The sequence below is a fragment of the Cytobacillus gottheilii genome, from assembly GCF_001636345.1.
Classification (GTDB): Bacteria; Bacillota; Bacilli; order Bacillales; family Cytobacillaceae; genus Cytobacillus; species Cytobacillus gottheilii.
Genome location: NZ_KV440945.1, coordinates 2,138,598 through 2,154,726, shown reverse-complemented (window position 1 = coordinate 2,154,726; position 16,129 = coordinate 2,138,598). Strand labels below are relative to the sequence as shown.

At 39.8% G+C, this 16,129-nt stretch carries 16 protein-coding genes; 2 read left to right on the top strand and 14 right to left on the bottom strand.

Annotated features, from left to right (window positions below):
* Nucleotides 1-5 precede the first annotated feature (5 nt).
* Nucleotides 6-1,184, top strand: a complete 1,179-nt coding sequence (gene chrA / locus A6754_RS10450; protein ID WP_066444839.1) for a chromate efflux transporter — start codon at nucleotides 6-8, stop codon at nucleotides 1,182-1,184.
* Nucleotides 1,185-1,282: 98 nt separating this feature from the next.
* On the opposite strand, the gene A6754_RS10445 is transcribed toward chrA, so the two are convergent.
* The 11 genes from A6754_RS10445 to A6754_RS10390 all read right to left on the bottom strand — a co-directional run bounded on the left by A6754_RS10445 (nucleotide 1,283) and on the right by A6754_RS10390 (nucleotide 10,993).
* Nucleotides 1,283-2,380 (bottom strand): PAS domain-containing sensor histidine kinase, encoded by a 1,098-nt coding sequence (locus tag A6754_RS10445; protein WP_082851658.1) that lies wholly within the window; start codon nucleotides 2,378-2,380, stop codon nucleotides 1,283-1,285.
* An 11-nt stretch (nucleotides 2,381-2,391) separates the two neighbouring features.
* Nucleotides 2,392-2,826 carry a GAF domain-containing protein gene (locus tag A6754_RS10440; protein WP_066444831.1) on the bottom strand — a complete coding sequence of 145 codons (435 nt, stop codon included), beginning with the start codon at nucleotides 2,824-2,826 and terminating at the stop codon, nucleotides 2,392-2,394.
* A 15-nt stretch (nucleotides 2,827-2,841) separates the two neighbouring features.
* Nucleotides 2,842-3,495 (bottom strand): response regulator, encoded by a 654-nt coding sequence (locus tag A6754_RS10435; protein WP_066444829.1) that lies wholly within the window; start codon nucleotides 3,493-3,495, stop codon nucleotides 2,842-2,844.
* Nucleotides 3,496-3,540: 45 nt separating this feature from the next.
* Nucleotides 3,541-4,179 (bottom strand): sensor histidine kinase, encoded by a 639-nt coding sequence (locus tag A6754_RS10430; RefSeq protein ID WP_066444827.1) that lies wholly within the window; start codon nucleotides 4,177-4,179, stop codon nucleotides 3,541-3,543.
* A 200-nt stretch (nucleotides 4,180-4,379) separates the two neighbouring features.
* Nucleotides 4,380-5,690 carry a NarK family nitrate/nitrite MFS transporter gene (locus tag A6754_RS10425; RefSeq protein WP_066444825.1) on the bottom strand — a complete coding sequence of 437 codons (1,311 nt, stop codon included), beginning with the start codon at nucleotides 5,688-5,690 and terminating at the stop codon, nucleotides 4,380-4,382.
* 210 nt (nucleotides 5,691-5,900) lie between these two features.
* Nucleotides 5,901-6,182: a hypothetical protein gene (locus A6754_RS10420; protein WP_066444823.1), complete on the bottom strand. Its 282-nt coding sequence runs from the start codon at nucleotides 6,180-6,182 to the stop codon at nucleotides 5,901-5,903.
* Entirely contained in the window at nucleotides 6,169-6,480 is a 312-nt protein-coding gene (locus A6754_RS10415; RefSeq protein WP_066444822.1) for a hypothetical protein, read from the bottom strand. The genes A6754_RS10420 and A6754_RS10415 overlap by 14 nt, the downstream gene beginning before the upstream one ends.
* Nucleotides 6,481-6,660: 180 nt before the next feature.
* Nucleotides 6,661-7,185 carry a Rieske (2Fe-2S) protein gene (locus A6754_RS10405; RefSeq protein WP_066444818.1) on the bottom strand — a complete coding sequence of 175 codons (525 nt, stop codon included), beginning with the start codon at nucleotides 7,183-7,185 and terminating at the stop codon, nucleotides 6,661-6,663.
* A gap of 13 nt (nucleotides 7,186-7,198) precedes the next feature.
* Nucleotides 7,199-7,759: a 4Fe-4S dicluster domain-containing protein gene (locus tag A6754_RS10400; protein WP_066444816.1), complete on the bottom strand. Its 561-nt coding sequence runs from the start codon at nucleotides 7,757-7,759 to the stop codon at nucleotides 7,199-7,201.
* A gap of 5 nt (nucleotides 7,760-7,764) precedes the next feature.
* Nucleotides 7,765-9,930 carry a molybdopterin oxidoreductase family protein gene (locus A6754_RS10395; RefSeq protein WP_066444814.1) on the bottom strand — a complete coding sequence of 722 codons (2,166 nt, stop codon included), beginning with the start codon at nucleotides 9,928-9,930 and terminating at the stop codon, nucleotides 7,765-7,767.
* Nucleotides 9,917-10,993, bottom strand: coding sequence for a hypothetical protein (locus A6754_RS10390; protein WP_082851657.1), 1,077 nt, complete (start codon nucleotides 10,991-10,993; stop codon nucleotides 9,917-9,919). The genes A6754_RS10395 and A6754_RS10390 overlap by 14 nt, the downstream gene beginning before the upstream one ends.
* 203 nt (nucleotides 10,994-11,196) lie before the next feature.
* Here A6754_RS10390 and brfA point away from each other — a divergent pair, with 203 nt between their 5' ends.
* The gene (brfA, locus tag A6754_RS10385) at nucleotides 11,197-11,415 is read left to right on the top strand and encodes a ribosome rescue factor BrfA (protein WP_066444812.1); all 219 of its coding nucleotides are present in this window, start codon (nucleotides 11,197-11,199) and stop codon (nucleotides 11,413-11,415) included.
* Between the two features lie 112 nt (nucleotides 11,416-11,527).
* Here the strand turns inward: brfA and A6754_RS10380 are convergent, their stop codons facing one another.
* From A6754_RS10380 to A6754_RS10365, 3 genes are all read right to left on the bottom strand, one after another.
* Entirely contained in the window at nucleotides 11,528-11,860 is a 333-nt protein-coding gene (locus tag A6754_RS10380; protein WP_066444810.1) for a hydrolase, read from the bottom strand.
* A 385-nt stretch (nucleotides 11,861-12,245) separates the two neighbouring features.
* Nucleotides 12,246-14,324: a penicillin-binding transpeptidase domain-containing protein gene (locus A6754_RS10370; protein ID WP_066451557.1), complete on the bottom strand. Its 2,079-nt coding sequence runs from the start codon at nucleotides 14,322-14,324 to the stop codon at nucleotides 12,246-12,248.
* Between the two features lie 173 nt (nucleotides 14,325-14,497).
* Nucleotides 14,498-16,090, bottom strand: a complete 1,593-nt coding sequence (locus A6754_RS10365) for a catalase (RefSeq protein ID WP_066444802.1) — start codon at nucleotides 16,088-16,090, stop codon at nucleotides 14,498-14,500.
* Nucleotides 16,091-16,129: the final 39 nt, after the last annotated feature.

The window sequence follows — 16,129 nt, the reverse complement described above, 5'->3', positions numbered from 1 at the left end:
GATGATTGAAAAACAAATTGGCAAGCTTATGGGAAATCCTGCTTGTGTCAACCAAATTAGGGCTAACTTCATTCGGAGGTCCAATTGCGCACCTTGGCTATTTTAGAGATGAATATGTCATTAAACGAAAATGGATGGATGAGGATAGCTATGCTCAGCTTGTGGCATTATGTCAGTTTATACCTGGGCCAGCAAGCAGCCAAGTAGGCATTGGAATCGGGATGGTACGGGCCGGTTGGCTTGGAGGTATTATATCGTTTATTGGGTTTACCTTTCCATCTGTTTTGGCACTTATACTATTTGCGCTAACATTGCAAAGCTTTAATCAGTTTGATTTAGGCTGGATTCAAGGATTGAAAATTGTTGCAGTTGCCGTTGTTGCTCAGGCTGTAATGGGGATGGCTAAAAATCTTGCGCCAGATTTCCCAAGAAAAACGATTACCCTGCTGGCAGTTGTCACAGCGGTTTTATGGCAAACTACAATGACACAAATTTTAATTATCATTATAGCTGGAATCATTGGCTTCTTCGTTTATAAAAACGTGACGGAGCATAAAGAAACAAGTCTTCATGTGCCTGTTTCTAAGAAATTCGCTTTGCTCTCTCTCGTCATGTTCTTTGCTATATTGGTTTTACTGCCAATCATAAATCAAATTTTCACAGCAGAATGGATCACCGTATTTGATCGATTTTATCGTTCTGGCGCCCTTGTTTTTGGGGGTGGACATGTGGTTCTTCCGCTTTTAGAAATGGAATTTGTTCCTAGCGGTTTTCTTTCTGAAGAAGCATTCCTTGCAGGTTATGGTGCCGCACAGGCTGTTCCGGGTCCGCTATTTACGTTCGCAGCTTACCTCGGAACAATCATTAATGGCTGGCAGGGTGGATTATTAGCGACTTTTGCTATCTTTTTGCCTGCTTTTTTGCTCATTGCAGGAACATTGCCTTTTTGGCAGCAGATCAGCAAAAACAAAAATATGAAAGCAGCCTTATATGGGGTGAATGCAGCAGTTGTCGGCATATTAATTGCAGCGTTATATGATCCAATTTGGACGAGCACCATTCATACTGCAGCCGATTTTTCATTAGCTGCCATTTTATTCTTTATGCTCAATTATTGGAAGCTCCCGCCTTGGATTGTCGTTGTTACTGGTGCTGCAGCTGGAGCATTGATGCACATGCTGTAGAACTTTCAGCAGTTCTCTTAATTAACAGATGTTTACTGTTTAATTTAAACACAAAAACTCTTGCCAGCTGTACGGCAGAGTTTTTGTGTTTTTTTATTTTATATGGGCATAACCAATACTACCCTTGTTCCGCGACCTTTTTCAGAAAGGATATCCAAAGAGCCGCCTTCCACTTTTGCTCTCTCCTCCATACTAAAAAGCCCGACACCCTTCTGAATTTCTTCGTAATCAAACCCAGCACCATAATCTTCAATTACTACTCTAATTTCATGATCATGTTCGCGGATGGTAACAAAGGCTTCGTTTGTCCCTGCATATTTACGGATATTCGTTAATGCTTCCTGGATGATTCTATAAATGGTCAATTCTTTATCTGTGCTGAGGCGCTCATTTAAATTACTCGTAAATTGCACATCTATTTGATGGTATTGGGAAAATCGATGCAAATAAGAACGGATGGCAGGCAATAAACCTAAATCATCCAGAACAGACGGCCGCAGCTCTCTTGAAATATCTCTCAGCTCTTCAATTATTTCTGCTGTTTCCGTGTAAAGCTGTTCTAGAAGCGGATGGTTCAATTCAGCTTGCAGGCGATTAATAGTTATCATATGGCTATATAAATTTTGCCCTACCCCATCATGAAGATCGCGTGAAATGATTTTTCGTTCGTCTTCCTGTAAGTTAATCATCCGCGTCATCATATTCTTGATTTCTTCTTCCGCTTTTTTGCGATTGGTGATTTCATGGCGAATGGCTAAAAATTGATATGGCCTTTCATCACCATCAAGGAAAGGAACGATCGTTGTATCCACCCAGTAATTGCTTCCATCTTTGGATTTATTCTTTATTTCGCCTTTCCAAACTTCCCCCTGATTAATCGTTTCCCATAATTGTTTAAAAAATGATTTCGGATGATAACCCGAATTGATAATCCGATGATCAGCACCTATTAATTCGCTTCTGTTATATTTAGAAATTCTGCAAAATTCATCGTTAACATATGTAATTTTCCCTTTCCGATCAGTTATAGCTACGATGGAAGAGGCATCTAGAGCAAATTTCATATCACTTAGCTCTTTATGATAGGAAGCTTCTTCTCTTAGCGGATCAACAGCAGCATTCCGATTACTCTGTAATCCTGCTTTATTATCATTTTTTGACGCATACTGCTGCTGAGGGTTATTTGTATTCTTCATCTGAACCTCTCCTAATCATGGCTGAATACCACCTTTTCGAGCTTGGTTGTGTAATCTCTTACAGCCTTTTGTTCATGAAGCTGGAACGGTTTTTTCACACGGCGTCCGACTAGCAGCACTCCTTTTGCACTGCCGTTTAAAAGAATCGGAACTGCGTAAGCGCTGATTAGCTTCTCAGCAAGCATAATTGGATACTCTAAGTCTCTGCCAATTATATTATCCGGAAAACGATCTAGGTGAATGGGAGTCCCAGTTGAAATGACTCTACCAGCAATCCCTTTTCCATAACGCAGGGTAATTCTTTTATACTTGTCGTTCAAATTTCCGGCAGCATGCTTCCATTTAACATCTGAACCCTTTGGAATCTGAATCGCAATGGCCCCAAATTCACATGGTACATCAACTAGCAGATCGTGTAACATTTGAAGAATCATCTGGTTTTCCATTACTAGGCCATCCTCCTATATACCATAGCCCAGCAGTCCTTTTTTTAATGCAAACTGAACAAGCTCTGGCCGTGTTTTCATCTTCAGCTTTTCCATTACATTACTTTTATGTGTTTCAACCGTTTTAACAGAAATAAAAAGCTGTTCGGCGATTTCTTTATTAGAGAATCCTTTGGCTATTAACGTTAAAACTTCCTTCTCCCGATCTGACAGCAGTTCAAAATGATCAGAATCTCCGCTTCTTACTGTATTTAGGTATTCTTCCATTAATCGTTTTGTTGCAGAAGGATGCAAATAAGCTTCACCCGAAGCAACACTTCTAATGGCTGATATTAGTTCATCATGCGGAGAACTTTTTAACAGACACCCAGATGCACCAGCCTGTATGGCTTTAAACAAGTATTCTTCGTCATCATGCATTGTTAGGATTAAAATTGAAATTTCCGGTTTTTTCTTTTTCAGCTCAATTGTTGCACTTAATCCATCTTTTCCGTGTGGCATACTTAAATCCATAACTACTACATTAGGTTCAAGCTGCAGCGATTTTTCAATCGCTTCATTGCCTTCAGATGCCTCCCCAATTACCTCAAGCTCCGGGTGATTATTTAATAGCATTTTTAACCCCATTCTCACTACTGCATGATCATCGCACAGCAAAATCTTAATCATTTCATTTCCCCCTTTGTCCATTTCCCCATATAAGGCTGCCTCTTTCTAGTATGGTAATGATAGCGTAATAAGTGTTCCATTCCCAATTGCTGAAGTGATTAAGCATGTACCCCCAATTAACTCCATTCTTTCACACATAGCTGCTAACCCTGATCTTTTAGCTAAACCTGTATGAATATCAAAGCCTTTGCCGAAGTCTTTTATTTCGATTATTACCTTCTCAGCTTCCCAATTCAATTTCATATGAACAAGATTTGCATCTGCATATTTAGCTATGTTTCCTAATGCTTCTTGACAAACACGGTATAACATAATGTTTTGTTTTTCAAGTAATCTTCTTTCATTGCCAGCAGATGTTAATTCTGTAATAATTCCATAGGTTGAAGTATATAACTTTAAATAACTTTTAAGAGCGGCTGTAATACCTGAAGAGGCTAATGACGGAGGATGCAGCTCAAGAGATAACAGCCGAATCTCCTGTATCGTTTTACTTAACTGCTCCCGTATTTCTGCAGTATAACTTTTCATTGCCGGTTCCTGCATACTGCCTTCCAGGTACTCCAGTCCCGTAAATACACTATATAGCGTCTGCCCTACTCCTTCGTGTAATTCATTTGAAATCCTTTTAATTTCATCTTCTTGTGAGTCTATAATATAATGGCTGATTACAGTATCCTTTTCCACTTAATACACTCCCTTCAATAAGTATAAAATATTTAACCAGTATGTTTATAGGGTTTTCATTGAAAATAAAATTTGCCGGCTGGCAAACTCCATACTACAAAGATCAAGCATCAGCACTCAGTCAGACCTTTAAGTCCAGCTATAATTGACATAAGGCCTGCCCGCAGAAAGTGCGAGGCAGGCCAAATCAGGTTATAAATCTAGTTAGCTTTCTTTAAAGGATAGGTTGTATTCAACTTAGCTTTACGCTGATAATAGAAGAAATTCAGTATAAATGATATGACATATATCACTATGAAAATATATAATGCATTGACAGGCGTTCCAGTTGACTTAGTAGACCAGCCGAATAATTGCGGGATAAAATATGAGCCGTAAGCCGCAAATGCAGCTGTAATACCTAATACTGGAGCAGCTTCTTTTACAGGGAAGATTCCAGGTATCATCTGGAATGTTGAGCCAGAACCAATTCCTGCAGCAATAAACAAGATTAGAAAAGCGGTTAAAAATCCTGCAAACGAAGCTTGTTTAGTAAAGTAGATCACTCCGCCTGCACCAGCACTCATGACAACGAATACCCAAGCAGTTACGGATGCTCCTCCAAATTTATCTGACAGCCAGCCTCCAACCGGTCGTGCAGCTGCCGCTAAAAATGCACCAAGGAATGCCAGCCCCATGTGTTCAGGGAATTGTGATTTTAATAATAATGGGAATGCAGCAGAATACCCAATAAATGAACCAAATGTTGCAACATAAAGGATTGTCATAATCCAAGTATGCTTTCGTTTCAATACAACAAACTGTGCACCAACTGATTGTTTTGTATTTGGAAGATTATCCATTCCAAAATAAGCAGCAATCGTTAAAACTGCAATTGGGATGACCCAGATAAATGCTGCATTTTGCAGCCATACCTTTTCACCACTGGCTAAAGTTTGGCTGTCTCCAAAGAAGGCAAATGCTCCGCTGGCAATGACAAGCGGTGTCACAAATTGTACGACTGAGACACCCATGTTTCCTAAGCCGCCATTAATTCCTAATGCTGTCCCTTTTTCTTTTTTAGGATAGAAAAAGCTTATATTTGCTGATGAAGAGGAGAAATTTCCTCCGCCAAGACCGCATAGTGCAGCCAGTAATAGCATCACTGAATATGGAGTTTCAGGATTTTGAACCGCCATACCAATACCGATCGCTGGAATAGCTAAGACTGCTGTAGAGATAATAGTCCAGTTTCTTCCTCCAAATGATCCGACAGCAAATGTGTAGAAGAAGCGTAATGTTGCTCCTACAAGTCCGGGTACAGCTGCTAAAGTAAATAATTGCTCATCTGTAAATGAGAAGCCTATTTCATTTAATTGTACAGCGACAACAGACCAAATTTGCCATACAATAAAAGCCATCATTAAAGAAGGAACTGAAATCCATAAGTTTCGTTTAGCATGCTTTTTTCCTTGTGTTTGCCAAAACTGTTCATTTTCAGGCATCCAGTCGTTTATTCTTTTCGTTTTCATTTCTTTTCACCTTCCTGTTACAATACTTTTCATTCGACTCGGCATTGCTGTGTGTTAAAGATTACTGATTCAATTCTTTAAAAACGATCTGTCACAGTTTTAAAATTGCCTTCTATTAAAAAGTCATCATTAAAGCATGTACAGATACCCTTATACGCTTATTGGCTTTACTTACTTCAATCAGCTGCCTGCAGCGGAATTTCCTATCACTCAGTTATTCGTTATTTTTCGAATGCAGTATTGCAGCTGACTGTTTTCATCAGTAGCGACCAGTCGGTCATTCTTCCATTCAAATCGTGCTTCCATGGGAATGGCCAAAAACTGAAGGTGGTTTACATACATTCTGAAATGAGTGTGATCAGGACAATTTTCTATCCGTTCAATTCTTTTTGTTAAGAGGGGTGCCTGATCCTCTCCATCTGTATCGATAATGGCTATTTCTACATCTTCATGTATGAACATGCTTAAGCTATTCTTTTTATCGGACTCCACAGCTTTTCCCTCCCTTACTTTGAGGATAGATAAAAGCTTTATATCCTTGCAGATACGTCCAGAAGTCTTCTTTTGCATTTGTCTCTATGAACTGTATCAGCTCAGCTTCGGACTGCCATTTGCTCATCCCTTTAATTTCCGCAACGATGATCTCAAGGCCATCTTTTTGTTTTACGTCTAAGTACCAGTTCAGCCGAATTTTAGCGAACAGTTCTCGTAGCAGCTGATCAATTTCCTCTTTGAAACTTCCACTGCTTTCTCTTATAAAACAAAAATCGATATATGTTTCACTATTCATAGCACTCACGCCTTTTTTGTTTTTTTATAGAGAAAGAAAGCTATAGGGAACATGACGATATTTAAGCCGCAAAAGATCAATGTGTTTACATAATTTTCATAAAAATATTGATGCACCATATATTGAGTGAAAATAATATTTAAAAACAAGACAGCACTGAGGAGAAGAACGCCAATATAACTACGCTTCATATCTCTTCACCCTTACTGCATATACAGCACCTTGATTTACTTCTACTTGTATTTCAGGAAGCGGCCGCCTTGGCGGTCCTGCTGTAGGTGCACCAGTTTCCACATCAAATTTGCCATGATGACAAGGACATACCATTTCTCCCTGCTCTTTGACCCAAAATACTGGACATCTTAAATGGGTACAGGCATTTTGATAAGCAACAAATTTTTCTTCACCTAGTCTGATGAGGATCGCGTCATCATGTTCTCCTGGAAATTTAAACTCTACCGCATCACCAATAGGCAGGTTGTTCAGATCAGCAATTTTTTTATGAGGATACTCTTTCTCTCCTAATCCCATCAGCTCTTTTGCTGCAACTGCTCCCCATGGCAGGGAAGATACAGCAAATACTCCTGCTGCACCTACTAGGGTTTTCATAAACCCACGGCGATCCAGCTTTCTTTCATTGTCCCGATTAATGTTATGAGTATAGTTATCTTCTGGAAAAGGAATCTTGTTATTTCGTTCTTTCATCACCGTCCACCTCCTAATAAAGCTTTGTGATTCCCTGGAGGATCCCAGGAAGATTTACTTTTACATTTGTTTCGCCTTCTAAATACGGCTGACTTGTTACCCATTTTCCGTTAGACATGTTGTATTGCTTTTGTTTTTGCTCAATTTCCTCTTCTGTTAGCCATTGCAGTGTGTTTGAAGGACAGACGCTTGCACACATTGGCGGTATTCCATCTTTCGTACGGTCAATACACAGGTCACATTTGTACATTAGGTTTTGCTCTTCGTCGAATTTCGGAATACCGTATGGACATGCAATCGTACAGTTTTGGCAGCCGATGCATTTTTCAACCAGCGCTGAAAGCACCGCTCCTGTTTCATGAATTTGAATGGCTTGTGCCGGACAGCTGCGGGCACAAGCAGGATTCACACAGTGCAGACACATTAAAGGCATTGTCTGACGGCTGACAAGCGGATTCACATCATAAACGTAGTTTCTGTTTCTTTCTTCATGCCCTCCGCACTGTGTACAGGCTGCTAAACAAGATCTGCAGCCTATACAATTTTCAAGCTCTATATAAAGTCTCTTTTTCATTGCTGTTACACCTTCTCTCGATCAAGCTTTTCGATTTGGGCTGCACAAACTTTAAATTCAGGCATTCTGCTCATAGGATCCAGTGCAGCAATCGTAAGTAGATTGATAGATTTTTCATGGCCGAAATGGTAAGGCACAAAGACCGTATCAGGACGAATTGCCTCTGTTATTTTAACCTTGTAAAAAGCTTCCCCTCTTCTTGTGTAAAGACGTACCTCTTCTTCATGGGAGATCTTATATTTTTCAGCTGTTTGCGGATGAACCTCTATAAATGGTTCCGGACACATGTCACGGAGGAAAGGGATTCTTCTCGTTTGATTACCAGATAGATAGTGATAGACTACGCGGCCATTTGTCATCCGCAGCGGATAGGTTTCATCTGGTTCCTCTGCTGACTTTCGATATGGCAATGCGCAAATTTTTGCTTTTCCATCTGGATGATAAAACTTTTTATCAAGGAACATATGCGGTGTTCCTTCATCGTTCTCATCTTTACATGGCCAAAAGACTCCATCTTGTTTTTCGATTTTTTCCCATGTTGCTCCGTAGTAGTCCGCATAGCCGCCTTTAGAAGCTGCCCTGAATTCATCCGCAACATCTCTGGCTGTTTTCAGATGGGAGAAATACTTCCCTCTTCCCAGACGTTCTGCTAGCTCAACCTGCATTTGCCAATCTGGTTTTGATTCTCCAACAGGCTCTTGCGCTTTATTAATTTTAATAATTCTGCCTTCCAGGTTGGTTGTCGTACCTTCATCTTCTGACCAGGTAACAGAAGGCAAGATTACATCAGCAAATTCAGCTGATTCAGATAGGTAGAAATCTGCACACACCATGAAATCTAAATTCTTCAGTGTTTCTCTGACAAAGTTTAAATTTGGCGCGGATACAGCTGGGTTTGAACAAAGCAGATATAAACCGCGAATTTCCTTTTTAGCCATCAGTTCGAAGAGTTCGTAGGCAGAAACACCAGCCTTTGGCATTTCATCTTCTGAGATTCCCCAGAATTGGCAAACTTCTCTTACATGTTCTGGGTTCGTGATTTTACGATACCCTGGCAGAAGGTCTGATTTTTGTCCATGTTCACGGCCGCCCTGGCCATTTCCCTGTCCAGTAAATGTCGCTACTCCTGATTTAGGTCTTCCGATCTTCCCTGTTACAAGCGCCATGTTTGTATATGCAGAAACATTGTCAACACCTTTATGCTGCTGTTCAATTCCTCTGGCAAACATAACAACCGCGTTAGGAGCTTTACCGTAGATTTCCGCTGCTCGGATAATCTTTTCCGGATCAACACCTGTAATTTCACTTGTATATTCAGGAGTAAATTCTTTAACAAGCTCTCTTGTTTCTTCAAAACCATTTGTGTGATTGTTCACAAATTGTTCATCAGTAAATCCATTTTCAATTAATAAATGAAGGATTCCATTTGCAAGCGCTAAATCAGTTCCAGGACGAATATCCAAATGCACATCCGCTCTTCTGGCAATAGGTGTCTCCCTTGGATCCACGACGATAATATAACCGCCTCTCTCCTGTACATTCCATAAGCGGAAGATAGAGGTCGGATGACATTCTGCTGTATTACTGCCAGCTATGAATAAGCAATCTGTTTCATGTATATCTGTCCAAGGCAAGGTAGATCCTCGGTCAACCCCAAGTGATCTTAGGAAACCGCCGGCAGCACTTGACATACAGAAGCGCCCATTATAATCGATATATTTTGTTCCTAGTGCAACTCGTGCAAATTTCCCTGTCAGATAACATTTTTCATTTGTCATTGATACTCCGCTAAAAACGGATAAACTGTCTTTCCCGTAATTCTCTTGAAGCTCTGTAAATTTTTTAGCGATCAGGTCGTATGCCTCATCCCAGCTGGCTTCTCTAAAACCCTTTGTTGTTCCTTTTAAAGATGCATCATCACGAATAAGCGGTTTTAATAGGCGATCATCATGATTCGTCTGCTGGTAAGCTGTAACCCCTTTGGGACACATTTTTCCTACTGTAACCGGCCAGTCATATCTTGGCTCAACCCCAATGATTTTGTTTGTAGATGTATTAACCCGCAGATTCATGCCGCACTGCATTCCACAATAACTGCAATGTGTTTTAATTAATTTTTCATTCGGGTGATACACATTTTCGATTTCTTTAAAAAACTTATCCCTTTGCATTCTGGTTTGCCTCCTTAACCTTTACTTCGTGAGTAGGAAACCCTGAAAACTGTGCCATCCGATATTTCCTTCTGCATGGCAGACAAAGCTCTGCAAGGTGATGCCCATCCTCTGTCTGAAATTGAATATGATTTGTCTGAAGTACATCTATAACGTCATTTGATTGTTCAACTGATACGAATTCATTGCCGCAAACCTTGCATTGCTTTGGTGCAGCTTCCATATAATGCTCTCGATAGTTTCTTGCAAAGACACTTAATGGTCTAAATGGAATATGTGCAAGCTTACCAAATGGCAAGTAAATCAACGTGATAATGACGGACCACTGATGAATGAGCGACATAACCGGGTGTCCAAATCCATGCAGGAATACATTGCTGAATGTAAGAGCTAATCCTGTTATGCTGATAAAGAGCAGCATATATAATGGAAGAAAGTCGTATAGAAATTTTTGTTCTGCTCTTGCCTGCATATTTTTCAAACGGCGGTAAAGCGCCATACAAACTCCGATAATAACCATTGTTGCGGAGATGTTTAGTGCATTATAAGAAAAGTTAGCGATTAATCCATCAGCTGGCACTGTCAAAATTTGAATGCCCATTAAAATGATGTTGTACATACCGTTCTCATCCATTGTGAAGTACATCCAGCCGAACACTAGCGGAAAAGTAACGAGACAGGACAAGATTACTCCCCAGCCCATCATAATGTGCTGTGTCCATCGGTAAATTCCCCTATTCCAGATAAAACGGTAGGTTGCCAGCTGTTCTACAGATGTTTTTGGTGTTGATTTTCTGAAAAGCAGCTTAATTCCCTTTTTAATGATGATTTTTGTTGGCGGGCGTTCTCCCCAAGCAATAAAGCGATAAAAGAAGCCTCCTAAAAATATGATCGTACCAACCATGTATCCGTATAAATTTAAGTCAACATGTGTAAACATTCTCGTTCCGATAAATGATAGTACTGCAAGTCCTATTACAGATAGAAACATTGATTTTGCGAACCTTGAAGCAAATGCCTGATTAATTGAAGTAACAGCTTTCTCAGTTTTGGCTGTTTCCATGTTTACTCCTCCTTGTTACAACCTTCACATACTTTATGATTTCATTGTATAGGAGAAAGAGCTGTCGCCATATCGGGGAACTTCCCTATCTCTTTAGGGAAAAACCCTTATTTTACTGTCACTTCATTATTTTTTGCTGAACTATGTAATTCGGTTTTAATTATGGTAAAATATGACTAACAAATTAAAGGAGTGTGGATTTAATGGCCAAATCAGCTGCTAAAAAGAAAAGAGAAAAGTTAGTTCGTGAAGGAAGACGGAACCCCGAGCAAAACCGCAGCCCGTTTGCTGGAGCAGATATGAGTACGAGAAAAACGAAGACAAAAAATGAAACGTTATTCCGAATAAAACATAAGAACCATTCATTAGATGAAAATCATGATGGTTCTTTTTTATTGCTTATTTATGTTTTGAGAACTTGACGATTGACTGGTAATCATACATAAAAACAACTTGTTTTCATTTACCTTTTCAACCTTCTAATAAGCTATGTCAGATCATCACTCCTCCCTGAAAGTAAAAAAACAGCCCCTATTAGGACTGCTTTTGCTCTTCGGATAGTATCCCCATTCGCTCAATATGCTCTTTTGCTTCTTCATCACCATATTGATAAATCATCGCATAAACTTTCTCTATTGCTTCATCATATTCATCGTTTTGCGGGTCATGATGATATTCTAAAAATGGAATATGAGATCTAACATATGTTTTCAAGTCGGCATTATAGTTTTTGCGTAATTCGTCACTTATTTTAGCGGCCTCTTCTTCTGAAGCGAATATTTTAAAATGCCATTCTGCTGCTTCTGGTGTTTGATGAATGACTCTGTTTTCAATATCGATATAATAGGTTTTCGTTAGTTCTGTCATGTCGATCCTCCTCATCAAGATCTTTATGTTTTTTTATTCCCTTCTATTAAATAACTAAACCTGAACTGTTTATGAAAGAATCGGATAGGGAAAATAGCAATAGAATGCTGCATAATATCCCTGTAATTCCAATAGGATGAAAGATAAGGAGGTATTGAGATGACATTTTGGCTTATGCTGATAGGAGGTCTCTTTCTGTTTCTCATTCTTTTGGAGGAAGCCATACATTTCTTTTTCTATCGGAAGCTATTAAAAACGGAGCGACGGACAGAGAGTGTTTTTATAAAACTGAAAAAGTTATGGAATAAATTCATGATTAAAGGCAGGCAGGTCCTTCCGAGGAAACACCATGAATGAGATGAGACCAGGAGAAAACTCCTGGTCTTTACTGATCTTCTGATTCATCTTTAACCGGATCTGACTGATCATTTTTTAACGCAAAGTACGTATCTAATACCCTCCGGCCAATATCATAATTAGCTGTATGACCTGATTCTCCTTCATATGCCCACGGCACGACAACCGACATGGCGATCTCTGGATTGTTATATGGTGCATATGCGACCAGACTTAAATTCATAACCGGAATCAGCGGATCTCCTTTTTTTCGATCCGGTCCATCGTAAAAGGCCTCAGCTGTTCCTGTTTTCCCCGCAGGTGCATAGGGTGCATCTGCAAACGCTCTATAAGCAGTGCCGTCCGGGTTGTTCATTACTTGTCTAAACCCTTCCTTCACAATCCCAATTTCATTTTCAGTCATCTCTAATTTGTTTAAGATAGTAGGCTGCATCTCCTGAATGATTGGTCCAAGCGTTTCCCCATCAATCGTCGACTCTCTTATCTCTTTTACCATTCTTGGCTGAATACGGTAACCCCCATTTGCAATAGTAGATACGTATTGAGCCAGCTGCATAGGTGTATAAGTATCAAACTGTCCGATCGCAAGGTCAAGCAGTTTTCCCGGCAGTCTATCTTGCCCAATATAGCCTGGAATCTCATTAGGCAAATCAATTCCTGTCCGTACACCAAGACCAAATTCACTAAAGCCATCCCGCATATCTTCAAAAGCACGCTTATTTCTTAATGTAAGCGGCTGGTCATAAACATAATTTCCTTCACCAATCGCCATCGCTGTCTTAAACATATAGACATTGGATGATTTTCGCAAAGCCCGTAAGACACTCATATTGCCTTGGAAACTGCCATTAAACCAAGAACTTTTTAAAGGAGTATCCCTAATTTTCACTGGCGAATCATAAAACACTGTATTTTGATTAATGGCCCCTGTTTTAAATCCTGTTAAGACAGTTGCTCCTTTAACTGCAGAGCCAACACCATATGCTGATGAGATGGTTCCAAGCGCATAATCCTGCATTTCCTGTTTTCCTGTTTCTTTATTTCTCACCAGCTGTTTGCCTGCCATTGTTAGGACTTCTCCTGTATAGGGATCCATTAACACGACAAATGCGCGGTCAAGCAGCCGAGTTCTTCCGCTATTTTTTGCCTTGATCATTTCCTCTTCAATTATTTTCTCAATTTTCTGCTGAAGCTCCATATCAACAGAAAGCACTAAATCTTTTCCTCTCGACCCTTCAGTAAGTGTTTCGGTTCCGAGAAGCTGTCCTCCTTTTGTTATGACTTTTTCCTTTGCCTTTTGCCCATGCAGTACTTCTTCATATTGGAGCTCCAAATAACTTTTGCCGACCCGGTCATTAAGGCTGTAATCTCTTGCTAAGTAATAGTCGAGTCTTTCTTTCGGCAGTCCTTCCGATGAATCTGTGATTCCGCCTAAAACTGATTTTAATGTATTGCCAAAGTTATAGGTTCGATCCCAGTCAGTAGTCGTATCGATACCAGGCAAATAAGCAAGGTTTTCACTTACTGCAGCATACTCCTCTGGTTTGACATCTTCATTTTTAACAATCTGCTTTGTAAAAGCATATCCGCTCGTCAACTCTCTAAAAATCGCCAGGACCTCTAAATCTTCCATTGACAGTCCCTTAAGATCTTCATCTGTAATTCTATCTATTTGAAGCTGATATAATTCCTTATCAGTTCGTTCATTGTTTTCGAATTCTTCCCATTCTTCCTCTGTAATTTTTTCTTTTGCTACATCGGGATTTCTCATAATCCAAAAATCTTTCTTTTCTCTTTCTCTAATTTTATCGACAGGCTGTTCTATTAAGAGTGACAGGTTCTCGGCAACTTCAAGCATATCCTGCTGTTTTTCATTTGAATTTGTATAGGTAATCGCACTCTTTGGAACATTATCGACGATGATATTAAAATGGCGGTCGAGCATTCTGCCGCGCGGCACAGGATCAGAAACTGTTACATCCTCGGTTTTTTCAACCTCTAGTTTATACGATTCTCCATTTACAATTTGCACAATTCCCAGACGGACGATTAAAATCGAAAATAGAAAAAAAACAGCAAAGAATAACAAATTGATACGAAATGGCATCTGACTTTTCTTTTCTTTTTTTGTTTCAGCCAAGAAAATACCCCCTTTAACACACCTAAATATACTATTTATTTTATAACTTTTACCAATTAACTGCCATACTTTTCCTAATTACACATCTGAAAAATAAAAAAAGCCAAGGGTATTCCCCTCAGCCATTCTCAGTTTACAATTTAATAAGGATCTGCTTCATGACCTTCATTTATTGCTTGTTCTGGTGCTTTATCTCCATCAATATTTCCTAATGGCTTATGTGTTGTGCCATCCTTTGGTTTGCTGGCAATCCCTTCACGCAATCTGCGGCCATATTCTTCGTCAGCTTCTTCAGCGAGCTGTATCATTTTTTCCTGAATGCGAGGATCACAGTCAGATAAATCATTGACAAGATTTGAAATTAGCTCATCTTTTTCCCATTCTTCAAAGCTTCTGTACGTATGGCCTGCTTGCTTCGTATTGCTCTGTCTATCGATCGATTCTCTTACAAGCTTTCCTTCCACTTTCGGTGTATATTCCTTGCCTGCCTGCTTGGCTTCTTTTAGGCCGCCAAGTGTTGAAGGTTCATAATTTATATGCGGATTTTGCCCGGGTGCTAAATCAACTTTATACTGCATTTGCCCGCCGCGCTGGTTTGTTGATACTCTTTTCTTCGGTGCATTGATTGGCAGCTGCAAATAATTGGCGCCGACACGATATCGCTGTGTATCTGAGTATGAGAATGTTCTGCCTTGAAGCATTTTATCATCAGAGAAATCAAGTCCATCAACTAATACACCAGTACCAAATGCAACCTGTTCAACCTCAGTAAAATAATCCTCTGGATTTTTGTTTAACACCATTTTTCCGACTGGCATCCACGGAAATTGATCCTCCGGCCAAAGCTTTGTATCGTCAAGCGGATCAAAATCCAGCTCAGGATGATCATCATCACTCATGATTTGAACAAGAAGCTCCCATTCAGGATAATCTTCCTTTTCAATCGCATCATATAAGTCTTGTGTAGCATGATTGAAATTCTTCGCCTGGATTTGCTCTGCTTCTTTTTGAGTTAAATTTTTTATGCCTTGCTTTGGTTCCCAGTGGTATTTCACCAGCACAGCTTTACCTTCTGCATTGACCCATTTATATGTATTGACACCAGAGCCTTGCATCATTCGATAGTTTGCAGGAATTCCCCATGGTGAATATACAAATGTTACCATATGAAAGGTTTCCGGTGAATTCGAACAGAAGTCAAAGAAGCGTTCACTGTCTTGAATATTTGTAATTGGATCAGGTTTAAAGGCATGAATCATATCAGGAAATTTCACGGCATCGCGGATAAAGAAAATCTTCAAATTATTCCCAACCAAATCCCAATTTCCATCCTCTGTATAAAACTTAACAGCAAATCCGCGTGGATCACGCAATGTCTCGGGCGAATGACCGCCATGTATAACGGATGAAAAACGTACGAAAACAGGAGTTTTCTTGCCTTTTTCCTGAAAAAGCTTTGCGCGTGTATATGTTGATACATGCTCGTTTCCACAAGTTCCATATGCTTCAAAATATCCATGTGCACCAGCACCGCGGGCATGAACGACCCTTTCAGGCACACGTTCGCGGTCAAAGTGGCTAATCTTTTCAATAAAATCGTAATTTTCAAGAGTGGCTGGTCCTCGATTTCCAACTGTCCGCATATTTTGGTTGTTTGTGATCGGGTGGCCCTGTCTGTTCGTTAATGTTTCAGCTGTTTCTTCATTTAGATTTTCAGCATTTTGATGATCCATGTTTATTCCTCCTTTAGTAACTAATAACAGGATTTCCAG